This window comes from Pedobacter punctiformis (genome assembly GCF_027213715.1).
GTDB lineage: Bacteria > Bacteroidota > Bacteroidia > Sphingobacteriales > Sphingobacteriaceae > Pedobacter > Pedobacter punctiformis.
Genome location: NZ_JAPWGM010000001.1, coordinates 182,925 through 204,183, shown reverse-complemented (window position 1 = coordinate 204,183; position 21,259 = coordinate 182,925). Strand labels below are relative to the sequence as shown.

The 21,259-nt window shown below is 36.7% G+C and carries 16 protein-coding genes; 4 read left to right on the top strand and 12 right to left on the bottom strand.

Annotation, left to right across the window (positions count from 1 at the left end; genetic code table 11):
* The first annotated feature begins 160 nt into the window (after positions 1–160).
* Entirely contained in the window at positions 161–2,071 is a 1,911-nt protein-coding gene (dnaK, locus tag O0955_RS00855; protein ID WP_269425652.1) for a molecular chaperone DnaK, read from the top strand.
* 779 nt (positions 2,072–2,850) lie between these two features.
* Here dnaK and O0955_RS00850 read toward each other — a convergent pair.
* The 7 genes from O0955_RS00850 to O0955_RS00820 form a co-directional block, all read right to left on the bottom strand.
* Positions 2,851–3,543, bottom strand: coding sequence for a TMEM175 family protein (locus O0955_RS00850; RefSeq protein WP_269425651.1), 693 nt, complete (start codon positions 3,541–3,543; stop codon positions 2,851–2,853).
* Positions 3,544–3,549: 6 nt separating this feature from the next.
* A complete protein-coding gene (locus O0955_RS00845; protein WP_269425650.1) occupies positions 3,550–4,626 on the bottom strand; it encodes a phosphotransferase enzyme family protein in 1,077 nt (358 codons plus the stop codon).
* The gene (locus O0955_RS00840; RefSeq protein WP_269425649.1) at positions 4,617–5,516 is read right to left on the bottom strand and encodes a nucleotidyltransferase family protein; all 900 of its coding nucleotides are present in this window, start codon (positions 5,514–5,516) and stop codon (positions 4,617–4,619) included. Before O0955_RS00840 ends, O0955_RS00845 begins: the two co-directional genes overlap by 10 nt.
* Before the next feature lie 41 nt (positions 5,517–5,557).
* A complete protein-coding gene (locus O0955_RS00835) occupies positions 5,558–7,129 on the bottom strand; it encodes a helicase HerA-like domain-containing protein (protein ID WP_269425648.1) in 1,572 nt (523 codons plus the stop codon).
* A gap of 96 nt (positions 7,130–7,225) precedes the next feature.
* Positions 7,226–7,528, bottom strand: a complete 303-nt coding sequence (locus O0955_RS00830) for a chaperone modulator CbpM (RefSeq protein ID WP_269425647.1) — start codon at positions 7,526–7,528, stop codon at positions 7,226–7,228.
* A gap of 3 nt (positions 7,529–7,531) precedes the next feature.
* Positions 7,532–8,428, bottom strand: coding sequence for a J domain-containing protein (locus tag O0955_RS00825; RefSeq protein ID WP_269425646.1), 897 nt, complete (start codon positions 8,426–8,428; stop codon positions 7,532–7,534).
* Positions 8,429–8,574: 146 nt separating this feature from the next.
* Positions 8,575–10,992: an alpha/beta hydrolase family protein gene (locus O0955_RS00820; protein ID WP_269425645.1), complete on the bottom strand. Its 2,418-nt coding sequence runs from the start codon at positions 10,990–10,992 to the stop codon at positions 8,575–8,577.
* Between the two features lie 315 nt (positions 10,993–11,307).
* Between O0955_RS00820 and O0955_RS00815 the strand changes: the two genes are divergently transcribed.
* Entirely contained in the window at positions 11,308–12,981 is a 1,674-nt protein-coding gene (locus tag O0955_RS00815) for a hypothetical protein (RefSeq protein WP_269425644.1), read from the top strand.
* Positions 12,982–13,217: 236 nt separating this feature from the next.
* Here the strand turns inward: O0955_RS00815 and O0955_RS00810 are convergent, their stop codons facing one another.
* The 5 genes from O0955_RS00810 to O0955_RS00790 form a co-directional block, all read right to left on the bottom strand.
* Positions 13,218–14,336 (bottom strand): M42 family metallopeptidase, encoded by a 1,119-nt coding sequence (locus O0955_RS00810; RefSeq protein ID WP_269425643.1) that lies wholly within the window; start codon positions 14,334–14,336, stop codon positions 13,218–13,220.
* Positions 14,337–14,414: 78 nt separating this feature from the next.
* A complete protein-coding gene (locus O0955_RS00805; RefSeq protein WP_269425642.1) occupies positions 14,415–14,840 on the bottom strand; it encodes a GNAT family N-acetyltransferase in 426 nt (141 codons plus the stop codon).
* 99 nt (positions 14,841–14,939) lie between these two features.
* The gene (locus O0955_RS00800; RefSeq protein WP_269425641.1) at positions 14,940–16,106 is read right to left on the bottom strand and encodes an MFS transporter; all 1,167 of its coding nucleotides are present in this window, start codon (positions 16,104–16,106) and stop codon (positions 14,940–14,942) included.
* A 102-nt stretch (positions 16,107–16,208) separates the two neighbouring features.
* Positions 16,209–17,750 (bottom strand): acyl-CoA carboxylase subunit beta, encoded by a 1,542-nt coding sequence (locus O0955_RS00795; RefSeq protein ID WP_269425640.1) that lies wholly within the window; start codon positions 17,748–17,750, stop codon positions 16,209–16,211.
* A gap of 32 nt (positions 17,751–17,782) precedes the next feature.
* Complete coding sequence (locus tag O0955_RS00790; RefSeq protein WP_269425639.1) at positions 17,783–19,018, bottom strand: porin family protein; 1,236 nt, start codon at positions 19,016–19,018, stop codon at positions 17,783–17,785.
* Positions 19,019–19,149: 131 nt separating this feature from the next.
* Between O0955_RS00790 and O0955_RS00785 the strand changes: the two genes are divergently transcribed.
* Both O0955_RS00785 and O0955_RS00780 read left to right on the top strand, forming a co-directional pair.
* Positions 19,150–19,494: a hypothetical protein gene (locus tag O0955_RS00785; RefSeq protein ID WP_269425638.1), complete on the top strand. Its 345-nt coding sequence runs from the start codon at positions 19,150–19,152 to the stop codon at positions 19,492–19,494.
* A gap of 156 nt (positions 19,495–19,650) precedes the next feature.
* Entirely contained in the window at positions 19,651–21,255 is a 1,605-nt protein-coding gene (locus tag O0955_RS00780; protein WP_269425637.1) for a SulP family inorganic anion transporter, read from the top strand.
* The last annotated feature ends 4 nt before the right edge of the window (positions 21,256–21,259 follow it).

Below are 21,259 nucleotides of genomic sequence, written 5' to 3'. Positions count from 1 at the left end.
TATTGTATATTTTCTGTCACACTGTCAGTAGGCAGACGGTCTTTTTTTTACATTTTATCAGTCTTTTAGGTTAATTAACTGCCAAAAACCAATTGGCACAAGCATTGTTTAACAGGAGTAGAATTATAATACTTTAAAAAGAAAGAAAATACAAAATACAATGGGAAAAATTATTGGAATAGACTTAGGAACAACAAACTCTTGCGTAGCAGTAATGGAGGGCAATGAGCCTGTAGTTATTGCGAACAGTGAGGGTAAACGTACTACACCGTCTATTGTTGCTTTTGCAGAAAACGGTGAGCGTAAGGTTGGTGAGCCGGCTAAACGTCAGGCTATAACTAACCCAACAAAAACGATTTATTCAATTAAACGCTTTATGGGTAACAGCTACGACGAAAGTGCTAAAGAGGCTGGTCGTGTACCTTATAAAGTGATTAAAGGCGATAACAATACTCCACGTGTTGAAATCGACGATAGAAAATACACTCCACAAGAAATTTCTGCAATGATTTTGCAGAAAATGAAAAAAACAGCTGAAGACTTTTTAGGTACTGAGGTTACTGAAGCGGTTATTACTGTACCGGCTTATTTTAACGATGCACAACGTCAGGCAACTAAAGAAGCCGGTGAAATTGCAGGTTTAACTGTAAAACGTATCATTAACGAGCCTACAGCAGCTGCTTTAGCTTATGGTTTGGATAAAGCACATAAAGACATGAAAATTGTTGTGTTTGACTGCGGTGGTGGTACTCATGACGTTTCTGTTTTAGAATTGGGTGATGGCGTTTTCGAAGTAAAATCTACTGATGGTGATACACACTTAGGTGGTGATGACTTTGACCACATCATTATCGATTGGTTAACTTCAGAATTTAAAGCTGAAAACAACATGGATTTAGCTAAAGATCCAATGGCGTTACAACGTTTAAAAGAAGCGGCTGAGAAAGCTAAAATTGAGTTATCAAGCACAACTTCTACGGAGATTAACTTACCATATATTACTGCTGATGCCAGTGGCCCTAAACACTTGGTACGTACTTTAACCCGTGCTAAATTTGAGCAATTAGCAGATAGCTTAATTAAACGTACTATCGATCCTTGTAAATCAGCTTTGAAAAATGCGGGTTTAAGCACAAGCGATATCGACGAAATTATCTTGGTAGGTGGTTCAACTCGTATTCCTGCAATTCAGGAAGCAGTTAAAGCTTTCTTCGGTAAAGAGCCAAGTAAAGGTGTAAACCCTGATGAAGTTGTAGCTATTGGTGCTGCTATTCAAGGTGGTGTTTTAACTGGTGATGTAAAAGATGTATTGTTATTAGACGTTACACCTTTATCATTAGGTATCGAAACTATGGGTGGTGTAATGACTAAATTAATCGAGTCTAACACAACTATCCCAACTAAAAAATCTGAAACATTCTCTACCGCTGCTGATAACCAGCCATCTGTTGAGATTCACATTTTACAAGGTGAGCGTCCAATGGCAGCTCAGAACCGTACAATTGGCCGTTTTATCTTAGATGGTATTCCACCAGCACCTCGTGGTGTGCCTCAGGTAGAAGTTGCCTTTGATATTGATGCTAACGGTATTTTACACGTAAGCGCTAAGGATAAAGCGACTGGTAAAGAGCAAAAAATCCGTATTGAAGCATCTTCAGGTTTAACTGATGCAGAGATTAAGAAAATGAAAGAAGAAGCGGAAGCTAATGCTGCAGATGATGCAAAAGCAAAAGAAGAAGCGGATAAAATTAATGGTGCTGATGCTTTAATTTTCTCAACTGAGAAACAATTAAAAGAGTTTGGTGATAAATTATCTGCTGATAAAAAAGCACCAATCGAAGCTGGTTTGGAGAAATTAAAAGCAGCTCATGCTTCACGTAACTTTGCAGATATCGATGCAGCACAAGCTGAATTGCAAAATGCATGGAACGTGGCATCAGAAGAAATGTACAAAGCTGGTGAGCAACCTCAGGGTGCTGAACAACCACAAGCTGATGGTCAGCCTCAGGGTGGTGGCGATAACGTTACTGATGTTGATTTTGAAGAAGTAAAAGAAGACGATAAAAAATAATTTGGAGTCTTAAAACCCGGAGTCAAAAGCCTTGGGTAAATATAAATAGCGTTCTGATGTAAAAATCAGGACGCTTTTTTTGTACTCTTAGAATAGTTCAGGATTTTGTTATTATCGTTTTTTGGCTTTTGCGTTCAGGTGGAAAATCGATGCACAGGAGCAGCAATAGTAGCACTAAATTTCATTAAAAAACTACTGTTGAGTTTGTAATCAGCCCGCCTGACGCAAAACCCGTGTTTGCAGTGGTTTTTATTTATTTAACCTGTAGTTTGTTGATTTTTTTTCTGAATAATAAAAATTCAATCGTTGTAATGAATAGATAAATGATTGAAAAAAATACAAGATTCGTCAATACAGTTTCGTTGTATAAATTAGTATCAATTAATAATACGTTAATAATTATAAAAATAACACAAAACAACGGTATTCCTAAAAATGTTAAAAGTGATAAGTAGAAATTAGTTCTAATTTTTTCTATCAGATTTAGAAAAAGTGCAAACGAACAAAAAACCATTGCAATGAGGTATATAAATGAAAAAGCTAAGTTTAATACTATATCTAAAATGAATGTTAATTTTTCAAACAAACTTCCATCAGTCTGATTTTTTTCTGCAATTACAATTCTATAAATAACGAATAATGCAATGCTTATCAGAAAATTAATTAACCAAAACTTAATTATAACTTTTTTCATATTCTGTTAATGATGGTGTTTTATTCTGAATTTTTCAAAATAAAAGTTATTAGTAGGTTTTATAATTTCTTGAGAGTGCCTGAAATTATTTCCTATATCTTGCCTTAACCTTAGCATGGTATTCTAAATCATGGACTTTACCAAAGAAACGATTTAAAAGAGCAATGGCAGGCCAGATTAACATCGGTGTAAATCTGCTTAACATGTTCATATGACCCCTGGAAGGCAAACAGGCATCGATAATGATTCCAAGGAGGAAAATAGACGGAACAATTAGTGTTCTCCAGCGGGCAAGCTGACGGGCTTTTAAATCATCAAAACCATCAGAAATTCTTCCTTTATGCCTGATAATGTAAGTCAGCATTAAATAATTAAAGAAGCCTGTTAATGTAATATTGGCTGAATAAAACCAAAATGGTAAGCTAAACATGGTATTATCACTATAATAGGCCGAGCTGAAAGGCATTAAAATAATAGAGAACAGGAAAAAGAAATTCAGCCAGATGAGTTTATCATCATAATCTTTTATAAAAGAAAACAAACGATGATGTGAACGCCAATAAATAGCAATAACGAAGAAACTGATTATAAAACCAATAAACTTTGGCATTAACGACAGCAATTGTTTGGCCATTTCTGACAAAGTCATGTTTTCATGAATTTCAGGAGCCTTAATTTCAATAACCAATAAGGTAATGGCAATAGCGAACACAGCATCCGTAAAAAGAATCATTCTTTCGATTTGAAATTCTTTTTTTAGATCGCTATGTTCTGACATTATATTTTAAATTAAGCTTTCTTCAATGATATCCTGTAATTCTTTTTCGTTTACCGATAATTCACTCAGCAATTTAAACTGATTTTTTGCCCGATCCAAATTTTGTTCAGGATAATTTATTGGGTAATAAATGTTTCCGTTTAAAAAGTCGGTTAAGAAACGTAAAGCCTGCATATAAATAATATAGCGGCCTGAAAATAAAATAAGCTCTTTTTCCGTTTCCGTCAGCGTACTTTTCATTTCTGATAAGTAACCTTTAACCATGGCCTCGAAATAAGGCAAACGAATCTTTATTTTATCTAAATCGGGTTCATTTTCAGAGAAAGCACAAAGATAAGTACGCATCATATCACCAAGGTCAGAGATAAACTTACCTGGCATAATGGTATCTAAATCTATTACACAAATGCCTTCAAAGGTTTTCGCTTTTAGTAAAACGTTGCTGATTTTTGTATCATGGTGCATTACCCTGTCTGGAAAATCATTTCTATGGGTATAGGAATTATAATAATCCAGAATGTATTTGTGATCCAGGGCACTATCAATTTCTGTTTTAGCAAGTCCTTTAAGCTGTTTGCTGGTTTGGTTTAAGGCTAAAGTAAACTGTTCATAACGCAAACCTAAATCGTGAAAACCCGGAATGGTTGGCTCAAGCGTTTTGGCATCAAAATTATTTAATAGTCTGCTGAGTTTACCAAATTGTTTGGCGGCCTCGTAAGCTTGTTTTGGCTCGGTTAATACATCCAAAGAAACTGAATCGGCCACAAACGGAAGCATGCGCCAGTATTCATGGTGTACATGTGCCATTTCTTCGCCGTTGACGGTGGAAACAGGTTTAATAAAAATGTAATCCGGATAATGATTAGCCAGATAATCTGCTATTGCTTTCAAGTTGTTGGCAATGGCATTTGGGTTTTTGAAAACGTCGGTATTAATATTCTGTAAAATATATTTTTCCTCACCTGATGTGGGAGAAAGCAAATAAGTCCGGTTTATTAAGCCCGAACCTATTTGTTTAATATTTACATTTTCTTTAGTATAACCGTAGGCTTTTAAAACTTCGGAATCTAAATTTAACTCCATAGTTTTTCCGGGTAGGTTCCGTTTTTAACCAATTCGTCAATACTATTTTGCACAAAAGGCTTATCTTCTTTATAGGTTACTCCAAACCACTGATTTGAGGTAGGAACTACCTTAAAAGTTGCAGTATTGGTTTTAACCAAATTTTCGCCGATTAAAGGAATGAAGAATTCTGCTTTAGGTTTATCTTTATTTGCCATTGCAAACGTTCTGAATAAATCTTCAGTAATTTTGAAAACAGCTGGTGTAAAACCCCAAAAATTCATCGATACAGGGGTATCAAAGCTTAATGGATATTGCTTATCATCTTCTTCATAAACAATAGTACCATCTTTTTGGAAAATCTTAGTGCGTTCTACAATTTCTTCTAAATTACCAGCATCATCAACTTTACAAACGCCGCGGGATACCGCACCGAAATCAGATAATGTTTTTCCAATTTCGTAGCCAATAATCGAATAATTACTGTCTGTTGCTTCATTCGTTAAGAAATCAACCATTTTTTTATAAGAATCATAGCCGTAAAAGTCATCTGCATTAATCACACAAAAAGGCTCTTTAATTACATTTCTGCCTGATAATATGGCATGAGCAGTACCCCATGGTTTTTCTCTGTAAATCTCTTCTTCGATACCAAATTGCTTTAAATCGAAGTTTTGAAAAACGTAATCTGTTTCAATTCTTCCTTTTAATTTGGGCTCAAAAATGGCTTTAAAGTTGTCAACAAACTCCTCTTTGATAATGAATACAACTTTTCCAAATCCGGCTTTAATTGCATCGTAGATAGAATAATCAATAATTGTTTCGCCATTAGGGCCGAAACCATCAATTTGTTTCATGCTTCCGTAACGGCTGGCCATACCAGCGGCCAGTATTAATAAGGTAGGTTTCATATTATGAAAATAGTAATTTATGGGTATTAAATTAATTGTGTTTAAAAGCCAAACCAACCCCCACTTTTAGTTCTGGTCTTTTTACCTGTAAGCATACCAAATATACCACGAACAATTTCTTTGCCTATCTGACGGGTAATTGTTGCACCCATCACTTGCTCTACAAGGCTTTTTTCTCCGGGTTTTGGTTTGCTTTCAGCTTCGGCTTGTTTTTGAGCCTCAATTTCTTGTTTTTCCTGTTCTGCTGCCGCAGTTTGATCATTTATACGTTTGGTTAAAATTTCATATGCACTTTCAGGATCAATAGTGTCTTTGTATTTAGTATACATCGGACTTCCTGTTATCAGTTTATCAAAATCAGCGGCCGTTAAAGGACCCATTATTGCTCTGGGCGGTGTAAGCATTGTTGCCGAAACTTCCGTAGGAATACCTTTTTCATTCAGTACCGTTACTAAAGCCTGTCCTGTTCCTAAAGAGGTTAACACTTTATCAATTTCATAAAACTCTGATTTTGGATAAGTATTAACCGTTTTCTTTAAAGCATCTACATCATTAGGAGTAAAAGCCCTTAATGCATGTTGAACCCGATTTCCCAATTGTGCCAAAACACTTTCAGGAACATCTGTAGGCGATTGCGTACAGAAAAATACACCAACACCTTTCGAACGGATTAACCTGATAATCGTTTCAATTTGTTCTAAAAATGCTTTTGACGAATTCTTAAACAATAAGTGTGCCTCATCAAAAAAGAAAACCAATTTAGGTTGATCTAAATCACCAACTTCTGGCAGAGTATTAAATAGTTCTGCTAAAAGACTTAATAAAAAGGTAGAGTATAAAACCGGTTGATTTTGTACATCGGCAATATTTAATAAGCTAATGATGCCTTTTCCGTCTACACGTTCAAAAAGATCTTCAATATCAAAAGATTTTTCGCCAAACATACCGCCTAAACCCTGCTGCTCTATGGCTACAATTTTTCTAAGCATGGTGCCTGATGTAGCTGTAGAAATGCTTCCATAGCTACTTTTAATTTCTGCTGCACCAGCTCCTTCTGAAAGATAAGAAACTAGCTTTTTTAAATCATTTAAATCGATAACCGGCATTTTGTTATCATCGGCATATTTAAATATTACCGCCATAACGCCTGCCTGAGTATCATTCAAATCTAAAACTTTGGATAATAGCGTTGGTCCAAATTCAAGAACCGTTGCCCTCATCTGTGCACCCAGTTTACCCGATAATGAATAAACTTCTACCGGAAAGCCTGAAGGGGTGAAGGTTTTATTAAGTTGTTGTGCTCTTTCTTCTATTTTAGGATTTGCCGAACCGGGCTGATTTAAACCTGATAAATCTCCTTTTACATCCAGCATAAAAACAGGTACGCCTGCATCAGATAACTGTTCGCTAAGCAATTGCAAAGTACGCGTTTTACCTGTTCCAGTTGCTCCGGCAACCAGACCATGCCTGTTCATCATTTTTAATGACAGGTTTACTTCAGCGTCGCTGTATACCTGTCCATCCAGCATACCTGCCCCTAAATATATATAAGAGCCGGTAGGGGCATAGGATAATTTTATTTTTTCAATGAATTTAGAGGATAAATCGCTCATGTTTTTTATTTTAGATCGCCCAATTTAAGAAACTAATTTTAAAAAGGGTGTGTTTTTATTTTGACTTTTAATGTAAAAATTTGAACAAACGATTGACTAATGCAAGTTGAAATGTTTGTAGTAATTAATTTCATTTTTAAGGAACGTTATTTCCTGTTGCATATTTTGAACCTGGTTTAATAAATGAGCAATAGCATGCAAGCCTTCCAGGTTAATTTCCAGTTCACGGTGTAAACGAATATAGTGTTCCAGCTTTGTTAGTTCATCATAGTCAAGGAAAACTGTTTTTTTAATAATGGTTGTCTGGATCAGGCCATATTCTTCTAAAGACTGAACAAATCCAATTTCTATTTTATGAAATACACAAATGTCTTCTATCGATATTAGATTATTTTTCATAGCCTACAGTTTAGAAAGTTTTTCGAATAATTCTTTTTGTTCAGCGTTAAGATTTGTTGGCAATTTAACCTGCCATTTTATATACAGATCACCAAATTGGTTTTCTTTTTTATAAACCGGGAAACCCTTACCCTTTAACCTTAATGTCGTATCCGGCTGAGTTTCGGGTGCAATTTTTAGCTTAACCTTTCCGGTTGGTGTTTCAACAATTTTTTCGCCTCCAAGCAAGGCCGTATATAAATTAACATCTTCCTGTACATAAATGTCATTGCCTTTACGTTTATACCTCGCATCATCTTTTATTTTAAAGGTAAGGTATAAGTCTCCCGGAGGACCGCCATTTGCACCTGCAGCACCATAACCTGAAAGCTTTATTTTTTGTCCATTTTCTACACCTGCCGGAATGGTAATCCTGACCTGTTTTCCATTAACGGTTAAGGTTTGTTTATGGGTGGTATAGGCGTCCAAAAGATTCAACTGTAATTCTGCATTGTAATCCTGTCCTTTAAAAGGAGATTGTCTGCTGCTCCGGCCACCACCACCAAACATAGAAGAAAAGAAATCTGAGAAATCATCGCCACCAAATCCGCCCGAATAACTGCTGTAGCCATTGCCACTATTGCCCTGGGATTGATATTGCCTTTGTTGCTGTTGTTGTGCCTCAAACTGCTCAGCATGTTGCCAATCCTTGCCGTACTTATCATATTTCTTGCGCTTTTCGGGATCACTTAATACTTCATTGGCCTCATTAATTTGCTGAAACTTTTTATTGGCTTCTTCATTTCCCGGATTTAGATCGGGGTGGTTTTTTCGGGCCTGCTTTCTGTATGCCTTTTTTATGTCATCAGCTGAAGCATTTTTATTGATATCAAGAATTTTATAATAGTCTATGTACTCCATAACAGCTTAACAAATAAGTTGGATTTATGTTCAATTTGCCGGACTAAATGTAGGGAAAAAATAGAAACCGGAATAGCTGTTAACTTAATTTAACAGATATGAAAAATGCCCCATATCGGGGCATTTTAAATCGCAATAAGGGTGTATTATTTTTTATTTTTCACATATTTTTCAAGCCACTGATCTTGTTCCCAAAGCATATGTAAAAGATTTTCTTTGCCCCGGTAACTGTGTGCTTCGTATGGTAAAAACACGAAACGGGTTGTTCCTCCTGCACCTTTAATTGCATTAAACAAGCGCTCGCTGTTAATTGGGAATGTACCTGGATTATCATCACTATCGCCATGGATTAAAAGAAGTGGCGTTTTAATTTTATCTGCATAACTAAACGGACTCATTTCGTAATACAATTGAGGAACCTGCCAATAAGTACGTTCTTCATTTTGGAACCCGAAAGGGGTCAGGGTTCTGTTGTAAGCACCGCTTCTGGCTATACCTGCTGCAAAAAGGTTAGTATGTGCTAAAAGGTTAGCCGTCATAAAAGCACCGTAACTATGACCACCTACGGCCATACGTTTTTTATCTCCAACACCTAAATCGGCCAGTTTATTAATGGCGGCTTCTGCGTTTAATTGTAACTGATCAACAAAAGTATCGTTAGGTTTTTTACCATCTTTAGCCACAATTGGCATTTCTGCATTATCCAGTACAGCATAACCACGGGTTACCCAAAATATTGGTGATGCCCAGCTTATGGTTGTAAATTTATCTTTTGATCCACGAATTTGTGCAGCATCAGCAGCCGAGTTAAACTCACGCGGATAAGCCCAAATTATAGTTGGTAGCGGGCCATCTTTATCCTTGTTATATCCTTTTGGCAAATATAAATCACCTGTTAAATCAACTCCATCGGCACGTTTATAAGAAATTTTTTCTTTGGTAATGCCTTCTAAAGATGGATATGGATTTTTGAAATCGGTAATCGGGCGGTCAGCTACTCTTAAAATTAAATTTTTAATATAATAGTTAGGTACCAACTTCTGACTTTCTTTACGGGTAAGCAATACCAGTTTGTCAGGATCGATTACATCACTTACATATTCATAAGTACCTTCGGCACTGCGCCAGATGATTTCATTTTTCTTTGTTGATAAATCAAATTTGGCTAAGAAAGGTAAATCACCTTTTTCCGATGATCCAACCGGGTTGTTCATTAACAACTTCGTGCCGTTATCTACCGTGTGTATAACCTGACGGCCATATTTATTTTTAGTAGTTACAGCAGATCCCGGATTGCCATAAGCATCTGTTTGATTGCGGCTGTACAATTCTTCTACCGCTCCGGTTGCAGGGTTGTAGCGACTAACTTTATTGGTTTGCTTGCTGCGTAAACCTTCAGAAATTAAGGCTAAGTTAGCATCACCCCATTGTACACCACGATAGCGGGTTTGGGTTTTGAACAATTCCTTTTCCTGCCCGGTAAAAGGTGCACTTAATGAATAAACTGCATCATGGAAAGGTACATCTTTCTTAATTAAACCACTATCCAAAGGTTTTGCCCAAATTACTGTGGCAGGTTCATCATCACGCCAGTCAAAACTACGGGGGATATTTTGCGTATTATCGTAGCCGGATGGAGTACCTTCTGATGAAGGAAGTTCTGCCAGTACTTTCACCGTTTTGCCGGTTAAATCCGTTATGGTTACCGTTGATGGAAAACCTCCGGCCGATACCAGATAAGAAAATGGTTTACGGATGGTTTCAATCATCATATAAGTTTTATCAGGCGATAAATTTACCGAACCGTAAATGGCTGGCTTGCCAATAGGTGTTTCTACTCCAGCCGTATTTTTTACCAGTTGCGAAGTCGCGAAAAATTCAAATAATTGTTCGTCATAAGGCGATTTAATTAAATCCTGGTAAGTAGGGCTTGGAGCTGCTTTACCTAAGTTTTGTTGTATGGTTGGTCCTTTAGGCATTAAAGGTTTTGCAGGTGCCGCACTTGCCGGTTTTGTAGCTGTACGGTAAATTACGGTTTGATCGTTTAACCAGGTAACACCGCTGCCTAAAACAACATTTAAAAAGGCTTTATTAACCTTGGTTGCTTTTTTCGTTGCTAAATCAATAATGTATAAATCAACTCCTTTTGGCGTTGTATTGGTAAAAGCTACTTTGTTTTCTGAAGGATTCCAGTTTATGTTTCCGGCATACAATGGTGTTGGTAAGCCGGTTACAGGGAATGTTTGATTGGTTTTAATATTCTTCAGACTAAAATTATTAATATAAGTCTGTCTGCTAGGCGCATAATTATTTGGATTAAGTCTTAACCCGGCAATGCGGTATTCAGGCATGGCCAATTCCTCAACTGAGGGATAAGAATTGCGTTCACTAAATAATATCCACTCTGCTTTACCATCAATGCTAACACCTGGTGTTGGCTTTGCAAGTAATAAATCAGCAATTTCTTTTGGTGGTGTTTGATAGCTAACAGCATCCTGCGCAGCAGAATTTAATGCAATGCAAGAGCCAGCTATTAAAAAATAGAGGTGTAGTTTTTTAATCATATCCCGTGTATTTGATGTTTGGTTTTCAAATATTGTAAAATTTAAGTTGCCATGCAGCAGGGTAACTGCTTATTTACACTAAGAGTAGTTTATTATAATCATATTATGGTATTTATTGGGGCGTGTTTTCCCCGGTGTTATCACTTTGTATGAATTTATAATTTACATATCACTTTATTAAGCCAAAAAGGGTAGTTAATTATTCCTGTACAAGCTGTATGAAACTATCTTCGTATGCCCTGAAATTTTGGCTGTAATTTTGTGCTGTTACTTTAAACTTTTCTAACCGTTAAAACAAAATACTCCATGAAAAAAATGAGCGTTCTCAAAACATTTATTGCCGCAGGGTTTCTTGCAATGATTTTTTTAAGTGCTTGCAAAAGTGGTTTAAATGAAAGGCAAAAGTTATTTCTTGACTATGCAAAACTGGAAGATAAATATCATGCAACAGGTTTTTACCGCAACCTGGATTTGTATGATGCAAATACCGATCCAGCGATATACAAAGATAGTGCCTTTAATATTTCTTCATTTAAGGCTGAGTTACAAAAAAGTTTTAAACTGGTTCTTAATGGAAATCAGATTCAGACTGATCTTGGAACAGCTGATCTTCAATACCCACACCGATATATATTTACGCCTCAAAAAGACGGATCAATACATGTAAGCCTTTCTGTTTTTGTACCGGATACTTATTATAAATTTTCGCTCAACAAAAACGATATTGGTAAAGCGATACTGAAAGATAGTGCAGAAATTACCCTGCTTGATATGACAAATGATGGGGTTACCTTAATGGTTGAAAATAAAGGCAGGAGGCAAAGCTATGATTATACTTATGATAGTTTTGACAGAAAAGATTTCAGTGAAAAGAAAAGGGTAGAAGAGTATAAACAGCCAGGCTATGATAATTACTTGTTTATAAGCGAGAGTGTTGAAACACCTAACTCGAGTCAAACAACTGTAAAGGATAGTTTAATGGAACTGGATTTTGGACGTTTAAACATCAGTTTAGCTGATGAAAAGGGCAAAACGCTTGTAAGTGATGGACGAATCAACGATTTCAGACATTATTTATGGTATAGAAACCATGATATGCCTTATACAGAAATGGCTTCTGATTACAATGATCTCCGGTTAAGGTATAAAGAAGAGGATCAGGATTCGCTTCATAAATTTCATCCTATTCATATTTTAAATCTTAAAGCCAGCGGCAAGGTTGGTCAGGTCGATTTCTTTTTAAGGTCAAATAAAGGCCATGTTGAAACCATTGATCTGGGAAATAAAATACCACAACAAGCAATAGCGCAGGTGCAAGAAGTTCAGCATGAGTTTCTTCCTCTGGTAAATATAACCAAAGAAAACGTGGCTAAATTATTAAAAATTAACTGCGTAACGCTACCTGTTAAACAGAATGAAGCCGATTATGTCATGTTATATTCATCTGTTCCACACGGTTATAACAATGGGAATATGAATATAGATTTTGATGATATTCAGCTTGTTGGAGATAAAAAAGATACAATAGACATTGATCAAATAGATAATGCCAGAGATTACTTTAATGTAGGTTATTCAAACAGGAACTATAATTTAAATGCGGTAAAGTTTCCGATGAAAAATCAGTCTGCCACAAAAGTAATTGGTAAAATTAATTTAAGTGTAAATAATTATTACGATAAAGAGTTTAACATTAATCAACTGCCAAAAGGTTTAAGCATGGCTGCTGATGGGGTAACGCTAAACATTAAAAGAGGTGAACCTTTACTGGAAAATATGGTCGAGTTTTATGCTTTTGAAAAAGGCAATAAACTGCATCCGCTGGCAACCTTTCGTATAGACGATTATTCTCCTGAGAATGAAGGTATATTAGCTAAGTATGTAAAAAAACCTGCTACAGTGATTATTAGATTCAAACAGAATGAAGGACAATTTAACCAGGAAATCCCTTTTGAATTAGATATTCCAAAAATAAAGGATCAGAAATAATGTTATGGAACTCTGTTAACTGGCGAAATTCAATTTTTTAAGGATTAGTAAAGCAATATCTGTGGTTCTTTGGAAAATTGGTTTCCGCTTTTCGCTATATCCCAATAAAAAATGGGGATGCCGCTTCTATCGGGTTTAAATAACACAGGCAGGATTGGATTTATAATTGTTTAATCGAAATTAAGCCATTTATAAAACAAAAGGCGGTATTTTATTGCCGCCTTTATGTTTAAGTTCTATTTAAATTCTCTAAAATCCTGTCCGGCTTTAATATTTAATAAGCTTTCGTAAATTAAGCTGATTACATTATCTACATCTTCTTTGTGCACCATTTCTACCGTGGTGTGCATGTAACGCAATGGCAAAGAAATTAATGCAGAAGGAACCCCGCCATTAGAATAAGCAAAAGCATCTGTATCTGTACCTGTAGACCGTGATGAAGCCTGGCGCTGGAAAGAGATATTATTTTTCTCTGCGGTTTTAATAAGCAATTTGTTCAGGTTGGTTTGTACCGCAGGTGCGTATGAAACAACCGGACCTTTGCCTGCTGATAAGTCGCCCTGAATGTTTTTATTGATCATTGGCGTAGTCGTATCATGTGTAACATCCGTCACAATAGCAACATGGGGTTTTATACGCTGGGCAATCATTTCTGCACCCCGTAAACCAATTTCTTCCTGTACCGAGTTTACAATATATAAGGCAAAAGGCAATTTCTTTTTGTTCTCTTTTAATAAACGCGCTACTTCAGCGATCATAAAACCACCTGCACGGTTATCTAAAGCACGGCCAACATAATAACGATCGTTTAAAACCATAAATTCATCCTCGTACGTAATTACACAACCAACATGAACACCTAGTTTTTCTACTTCTTCTTTAGTGGTACAACCACAGTCAAGGAAAATGTTTTTCAACTCAGGCGCCTGTTCTTTTTCGCCATGACGGGTGTGGATGGCCGGCCAGCCAAAAACAGCTTTTACCATACCTTTTTCAGTGTGGATATTTACGCGTTTAGAAGGAGCAATCTGATGATCAGAACCGCCATTGCGGATTACATAAATTAAACCATCAGCAGTAATGTAATTTACATACCACGAAATTTCATCTGCATGGGCTTCAATAACAACTTTATATTCAGCTTTTGGATTAATTACACCAACGGCAGTTCCATAATTATCAATAAAATGTTCGTCGATATATGGTTTTAAATAGTTTAGCCAAAGTTTTTGCCCTTCCCATTCGTAACCAGTTGGAGCAGGATTATTAATGTATTCTTCAAAAAACTGTAATGATTTTTTAGTCACTACCGGAACATGTTTTTTCTTGTTTTCTTCGTCTTTTTTCTTTGCCATATTATTATTAATTACACCATCAGGCGATTTTATTTTTGAATTTATTAAGGTTTATACTGCAACAAGGTTACAAACTATTTATTTTTCTTCAATTTTATTTAATGCTAACTCCATAATTACAAAATCAAGCCCATCTTTTGAAAAGATCCGATCTGTTGCCTGAAAACCAAATTTAACATAAAATTCTTTTGCATTTACCCGGGCATTACACCATAGTTTTGTTGCCTTTTGAATTTTGCAAAAATCGATTACATATTGCAGCAATTGAGCACCGTAACCCATTTTTTGTGCAGCGGTTAAAACGGCTAATTTTCTGAACTGGTAAATAGTTCCTTCCTGGAAAAGAGAAACCACGCCGGTTAGTTTATGATCCGCATATAAACCAAAATGAATGCCTTCGAAATCTTCTTTCAGTTTTACAAAATCGAAAGGACGATCAGGATACATCACTTCATGTCTGATGCGCCAGGTGAGCGATGGAAATATTTGTTCTACTTGAACCATTAACTGTATTTAGGCTTATTGCCTTTCGTAATACGGCTAAAATAAAAACAAATGCCGGAATACCTGTCTGATGGATATAATATTTTAGGCTAAACTTGTTTACGAAGGGTTAAATTTTTTCTTTCCATAAAACAGGTAAATTAACATGTTGAGGATTATAATCCCGGTCATGCCATAACAGAAAAGCATCCAGCCACCCTGATCCCACAACCATAAACCCATTGCCGAACCACAGCTTGCCCCAATAAAACTTACGGACATAAAGATTGTATTGAGGCGGTTTCTCGCTTCAGGAATTAAAGTGTAGATACGGGTTTGATTGGTTACGTGGATAGCTTGTTGGGCGATATCAATCAATATAATCCCGATAATGAATAGATATAAATGGTTTCCGGTAAAATAGAAGAAAACAATACTTATAATCTGTAAAATAAAACCCGTCATTAAATTCTTCCGCGGATTGCCTCCATCGCTCAGTTTACCAACCAATGGTGCGGCTAAAGCTCCGGCTGCACCTGCAATGCCAAATAAACCAATCTCCAGGGTTTGAAAGTTAAATGGGGGATTGGCCAAAAATAAAACCATGGTGGTCCAAAAGGCACTAATAATAGCAAATGCTAAAAAATTGATGATGGATGTTTCGCGTAAAACCGGTTGAGTTTTAATGTAGCTAAACATCGAACTCATTAATTCTTTATAATTCCCCTTAAATGTGGGATAGCTTTGAGGGAAACGTTTAGCCATTAAGCCAATCAGAAGTAAACAAATTGCTGCGGCCATATAATAAACTGCTCTCCAGCCCAGCCAAAAGCCAATGCTTCCGCTAACGGCTCTTGAGGCGAGAATACCAACGAGCAAGCCACTCATAATCATGCCAATATTAGCGCCCCGGTTTTCATCGGTACTTAAATTTGCAGCTAAAGGCAAAATAAGTTGCGGAACTATTGAACATGCTCCAATAAGTATACTGGCAATTTCAAGCAATAAAAAGGTTTTGGAAACGGCTGCAATTAATAAAGCGAAAATGGCAAGGGCTGTAATTAAAAGGATTTGCTTTTTGCGTTCAAACATATCACCCAGCGGTACTAAAAGAAACAAACCCAGGGCATAACCAATTTGAGTTAAATAGGTGATACGGCCTGCATAACTTTCGGTTAAGTTAAAATCTTTAGCCACTAAAATAACCAGGGGCTGGCAATAATAAATGTTTGCAACGATAAGGCCCGTGCAAAAGGCCATCAACAATATATCTGTACGCTTTAGCATATAAGATGTAAATATGTAAAATGGATGCCAGAACTAAATTGATGAAATGTAAAAATGTACAATTACTATTATTCAATTCAGAATTTCACCCGTCTTTCATAATTACAAGGGTATATTGCCGTGTTTTTTTCGTGGATTATTAACCACTTTGTTTTCAAGCATTTTAAAGGCACGGATTAATTTTATGCGGGTTTGCGAAGGTTCTATTACTTCATCCACAAAACCACGCTCTGCAGCACGGTATGGATTAGCAAAAATATCAGAATATAACTTTTCTTTTTCAAGCCATTTTTCCTGTGGATCTTCTGCCGAGGTAATCTCTCTTTTAAAGATAATTTCTGCAGCACCTTTAGCGCCCATAACGGCAATTTCAGCACTTGGCCATGCATAATTCATATCCGCACCGATGTGTTTACTATTCATCACATCATAGGCACCGCCATAAGCTTTACGGGTAATTACGGTAATGCGTGGTACTGTAGCTTCGCTAAAGGCGTATAAAAGTTTGGCACCATTGGTTATAATTCCGTTCCATTCCTGATCCGTACCCGGTAAAAAGCCCGGAACATCTTCGAAAACCAGAAGGGGAATGTTAAAACAATCGCAAAAGCGAACAAAACGAGCGGCTTTGGTAGAAGAGTTGCTATCTAAAACGCCAGCAAGATAAGCGGGTTGATTTGCCACAATACCAATACTTCTTCCGGCAAGACGGGCAAAACCCACTACAATGTTTTCAGCGAAATCTTTGTGTACCTCTAAAAAACTTTCCGCATCTGCTACGGCAGAAATTACCTCACGAATATCATAAGGCTGCGACGCATTTTGAGGCATAAATGTGTTTAGTCCCAGTCTGCTTTCATCGGAGTCTTCGTAAGGAAGTATTTCTGCCATTTCCTCACAATTTTGAGGCATGTAGCTCAATAACTTTTTAACATGGTTAATGGCTTCAATTTCATTGGCACAGGCAAAATGCGTTACACCCGATTTTGTAGCATGTGTGCTTGCACCTCCTAATTCTTCAGAGGTTACTTCCTCATGCGTAACTGTTTTAACCACATTCGGGCCTGTTACAAACATATATGAGGTGTTCTCCACCATTAAAATAAAGTCGGTAATTGCCGGAGAATATACGGCTCCGCCAGCACAGGGCCCCATAATTGCAGATAACTGGGGGATAACGCCGGAAGCCTGAACATTGCGGTAAAAAATATCAGCATAACCACCTAAAGAAACTACACCTTCCTGAATACGGGCACCACCACTATCATTTAATCCAATTAACGGAGCTCCATTTTTCATGGCCATTTCCATTAATTTGCAAATCTTTTCGGCATGGGTTTCTGATAATGAACCGCCAAAAATTGTGAAATCCTGAGAAAATACATAAGTTAAACGACCGTTAATGGTTCCATACCCGGTAATTACACCATCTCCAAGATATTTTTCACGCTCCATTCCAAAATCGGTACTGCGGTGGGTAACCATCATTCCAATTTCTTCAAAACTGCCCTCATCCATTAAAAAATGAATACGTTCTCTGGCGGTTAATTTTCCTTTTTTATGTTGACTGTCAATCCGGGCCTGTCCGCCACCAAGATTTGCCTGTTGTATTTTATCTTGTAGTAAAGCTATTTTCTTATCCATGGTTAGATGATATCATTTTTTAAAATTAAAAATTACCAGCGGTATTGCAAGCGTGCCGTAAATACATCATCTCTCAGGTCACGGTCAAATCCTTCAACAATTGTTTTTTCATTCTCCACATGCTCGTTATAAAGTGTAAATTTTAACCTTCCATTTAACTGATAGGTAAGTCCGTAGCCAAATGTGGCATATTTTATATCGCCGGCGGTTGTAAAATTATTTGGCTGACCAATTACAGTTCCGCTAACATTAGTATTCGGATCGTAAACGTCATAAGCTAAAAGTGCAGTAAGCTTTGTTTTCCACAGCTCCTGCGTTAACCAAAAATAATAACCGTTAAAATGTCTTTCATATAAATTTGTAGCCGGCTGCGTGGCAAAACTCTGACTTGCGTAGGGGCCTTTTAAATCAGCAGAACTGGCTACACCCGGTTGTTGCCCTGCAACATATTCAGATTTAAAACTGGTTTTCCCGAAGCTGTTGTCGTACTGAATTTGAAGGTTTGCACCATAGTAGTTACGATTCAGGTAAGAACCTAAAATATTATCATTTGTATTGCCGGTATAACCAGTATTTGTTGCACTGTAATATGTTTTGGTGTTGCTTCTAACATAACCCCTGTATGCAGAGCCGCCAAAGCCTATGTTTAGTTTTTTATTGGCCAAACTGTCAAATTTAAAGGCAATGTTTCCGATAAAATCCTTTTTAGAGTCGTAATCACGGACCGTTAAGCCACTTCCGTTTACAACAGCAAACTCAAGGTTTAGAAACTTCCATTTGTTTTGCGGCTGATAGCCAATTAAAGCACCAAGATCACGCTCACGGGGCATTAAAGTTTGAAACACCCTTGGCCTTTCAGGAAAATCCCTGTAACCAGAAGAATAAACAATAGAATAGCCGAAAGGGCGGTTAAATAAACCTGCTGTTAATTTAAACTCTTTAAATTTTGGTTCACGAAGCTGAATAAAGGCATCCATTAGTTGTACTCCGTTTTGTGTTGCATCAAGTTGAAAAACAATGCTGGTGTATTTGTCCACACGGTCTATTTTTAAACGCCCACGTCTTACAATAAATCTGCTGTCGGAATTGGCAGAAAAATCTCCACCTGAAAATGAAGTAATCCCTGGCGATTGTGCTTTTTGAAATTGTGTTTGCAAATAACCTGTAATGGCAATGTCGTGTGGATCATAAGTAGATGGGGAATTGTTATTTTGTGCATACAATAAAACAGGATAGCACAACACAACTAGCAGCAGTAGTCTCTTCATACCTGCGAAATTAAATCTTTATATTCAATTTATGAGATGTATTATATTACATTTTTTTTACAGCTTTATGCATTGAAAAACCAATTATGGTGTTATTTTTGCAGGCATACGAGTGAAATACAAGTTTATCAATGTTTTTAAGAAAGTATAAATACCTTATTGTTGCAACCTTTATGGGCATCTTCATGGCGAAGATGGGCATATCTGGTGCGCCGGTATTTTTTACAAATGTTGATAAGGAAATTATGAATGCCGTAATTATGCAAATTGAATTAGAGCATGATGGCGGAAAAGATGCAGCCAAGGGTACAGCAAAATTTACCGATTTTAAACTTATCGAAGTAAACTACCCATTGGTATCTTACGAATTTTCTTCAGGACACTTTTCACTTAACAACAGCTTTTTTGAGCATTCAAAAAGATATGTAGATCCATATCATGCCACTGTGCCAACCCCTCCTCCAAATTTTGTCTAATTGTTTTTTGGATTAATCCAAAGAAAATCAGCTTATTTTTTAAGTGATAATAGTATAGTGTGACTAATTTTTTAGGATACTTACCTAATTATCTGTTGATTTTTAATGGATTTCCACGATTTGTTCGTTAAAATTTATTAGATAATCTATATTATTATGCAAAAGAATAAGCCGACTTTTTCAGGTTCGGATGTTAAAAAATATTTTCTTAAAAAGAATTTAAAGAAAGATTTACCTTCAAGTATTGTGGTTTTTCTGGTGGCTTTACCGCTATGTTTAGGTATTGCATTCGCTTCAGGTGCACCACTATTTGCCGGATTAATTGCCGGTATTGTTGGGGGTACAGTAGTTGCCTCTATTAGTGGATCGCAGTTAAGTGTTAGTGGTCCGGCTGCGGGTTTAACGGTTATTGTTTTAGGTGCAATAGCACAATTGGGCAGTTACCAGATTTTTCTCCTTGCAGTTGTACTGGCAGGTATTTTTCAAATGGTTTTGGGGTTAATTAAGGCCGGTACTATTGGTAATTACTTTCCTTCCAGTGTTATCGAGGGCATGCTTGCCGCAATTGGTCTGACACTGATTTTAAAACAGTTACCCCATGCACTTGGTGTCGATTCAGATTTTCCCGGAGACGAAGGTTTTTTTCAAAAAGACAATGAAAACACCTTTTCGGCCATTACCTCTGCATTAAATCATGTAAGTCTTGCTGCAATAGTCATTAGCGTATTATCAATTGCGGTATTAATTTTTTGGCCAAGGTTTAAAAAACTGAGCATAGTGCCCGCACCTTTATTGGTTGTGATACTGGGAGTTGCAGGCAGTTTGATTTTCGCCGGGACAGAATACCAGTTAAGGACTGATCAAATTGTAAGCATTCCTGTGGTTAATGGTTTTGGAGAATTTTTGGGTTTATTTACCATGCCGGATTTTTCTGCGTTGGGGAATCCAAAAGTTTACCTTGTTGCTGCAACCATTGCAGCTGTAGCCAGTTTAGAAACCCTTTTAAGCATTGAAGCGGTTGATAAAATAGATCCTATTAAACGGGTTTCTCCAACTAATAGAGAGTTGGTTGCACAGGGTATTGGAAATATAACCAGTGGTATGCTGGGCGGTATACCTATGACATCGGTTATTGTTAGAAGTTCGGCCAATGTAAACGCAGGTGGAAGAACCAAAATGTCTGCAATTTTTCATGGTGGCTGGCTATTACTTTCATTGCTTTTTATTCCGCAAATCATCAATATGATTCCGCTTTCGTGTTTAGCAGCTGTACTTTTAGTTACAGGTTATAAACTAACCAGAATCAGCTTGTTTAAACACATGTATCACAAAGGCTGGGATCAGTTTGTGCCATTTGTGGTGACTATTGTAGCGGTACTATTAAGCGATTTATTAATTGGTGTGGGGATAGGTATGGCTGTATCTATATTTTACCTGCTTCGTACCAATATGCGTAATCCTTTCTTTTATAAAATTCAGGATGAAGGCGATAAAAAGAACCTCAGGATTAAACTTGCAGAAGAAGTTTCATTTTTAAATAAGGCAGCAATACAAGTTGTTTTAACAAACATACCTAAAGAAACCAATGTGATTATAGATGGTTCAAACTCCAGATATATTGATCCGGATGTTTTAGAAACCATTTTTAATTACAAACACAATGCTTATACAAAGGGAATTATTGTAACCCTGGAGAACATACAAAAACATTATACTGTTCCTAAATTAACAAATAAGATAGTAGAAGAAATTAATAACTAAGAAA

What these genes read in the sequence shown, in the direction of transcription:
- O0955_RS00780 (WP_269425637.1), top strand. Translation starts at nt 19,651, where the DNA reads ATGCAAAAGAATAAGCCGACTTTTTCAGGTTCGGATGTTAAAAAATAT.
- O0955_RS00830 (WP_269425647.1), bottom strand. Translation starts at nt 7,528, where the DNA reads ATGAAAAATAATCTAATATCGATAGAAGACATTTGTGTATTTCATAAA.
- O0955_RS00825 (WP_269425646.1), bottom strand. Translation starts at nt 8,428, where the DNA reads ATGGAGTACATAGACTATTATAAAATTCTTGATATCAATAAAAATGCT.
- O0955_RS00820 (WP_269425645.1), bottom strand. Translation starts at nt 10,992, where the DNA reads ATGATTAAAAAACTACACCTCTATTTTTTAATAGCTGGCTCTTGCATT.
- O0955_RS00790 (WP_269425639.1), bottom strand. Translation starts at nt 19,018, where the DNA reads ATGAAGAGACTACTGCTGCTAGTTGTGTTGTGCTATCCTGTTTTATTG.
- O0955_RS00800 (WP_269425641.1), bottom strand. Translation starts at nt 16,106, where the DNA reads ATGCTAAAGCGTACAGATATATTGTTGATGGCCTTTTGCACGGGCCTT.
- O0955_RS00795 (WP_269425640.1), bottom strand. Translation starts at nt 17,750, where the DNA reads ATGGATAAGAAAATAGCTTTACTACAAGATAAAATACAACAGGCAAAT.
- O0955_RS00810 (WP_269425643.1), bottom strand. Translation starts at nt 14,336, where the DNA reads ATGGCAAAGAAAAAAGACGAAGAAAACAAGAAAAAACATGTTCCGGTA.
- O0955_RS00845 (WP_269425650.1), bottom strand. Translation starts at nt 4,626, where the DNA reads ATGGAGTTAAATTTAGATTCCGAAGTTTTAAAAGCCTACGGTTATACT.
- O0955_RS00785 (WP_269425638.1), top strand. Translation starts at nt 19,150, where the DNA reads ATGTTTTTAAGAAAGTATAAATACCTTATTGTTGCAACCTTTATGGGC.
- dnaK (WP_269425652.1), top strand. Translation starts at nt 161, where the DNA reads ATGGGAAAAATTATTGGAATAGACTTAGGAACAACAAACTCTTGCGTA.
- O0955_RS00840 (WP_269425649.1), bottom strand. Translation starts at nt 5,516, where the DNA reads ATGAAACCTACCTTATTAATACTGGCCGCTGGTATGGCCAGCCGTTAC.
- O0955_RS00850 (WP_269425651.1), bottom strand. Translation starts at nt 3,543, where the DNA reads ATGTCAGAACATAGCGATCTAAAAAAAGAATTTCAAATCGAAAGAATG.
- O0955_RS00805 (WP_269425642.1), bottom strand. Translation starts at nt 14,840, where the DNA reads ATGGTTCAAGTAGAACAAATATTTCCATCGCTCACCTGGCGCATCAGA.
- O0955_RS00815 (WP_269425644.1), top strand. Translation starts at nt 11,308, where the DNA reads ATGAGCGTTCTCAAAACATTTATTGCCGCAGGGTTTCTTGCAATGATT.
- O0955_RS00835 (WP_269425648.1), bottom strand. Translation starts at nt 7,129, where the DNA reads ATGAGCGATTTATCCTCTAAATTCATTGAAAAAATAAAATTATCCTAT.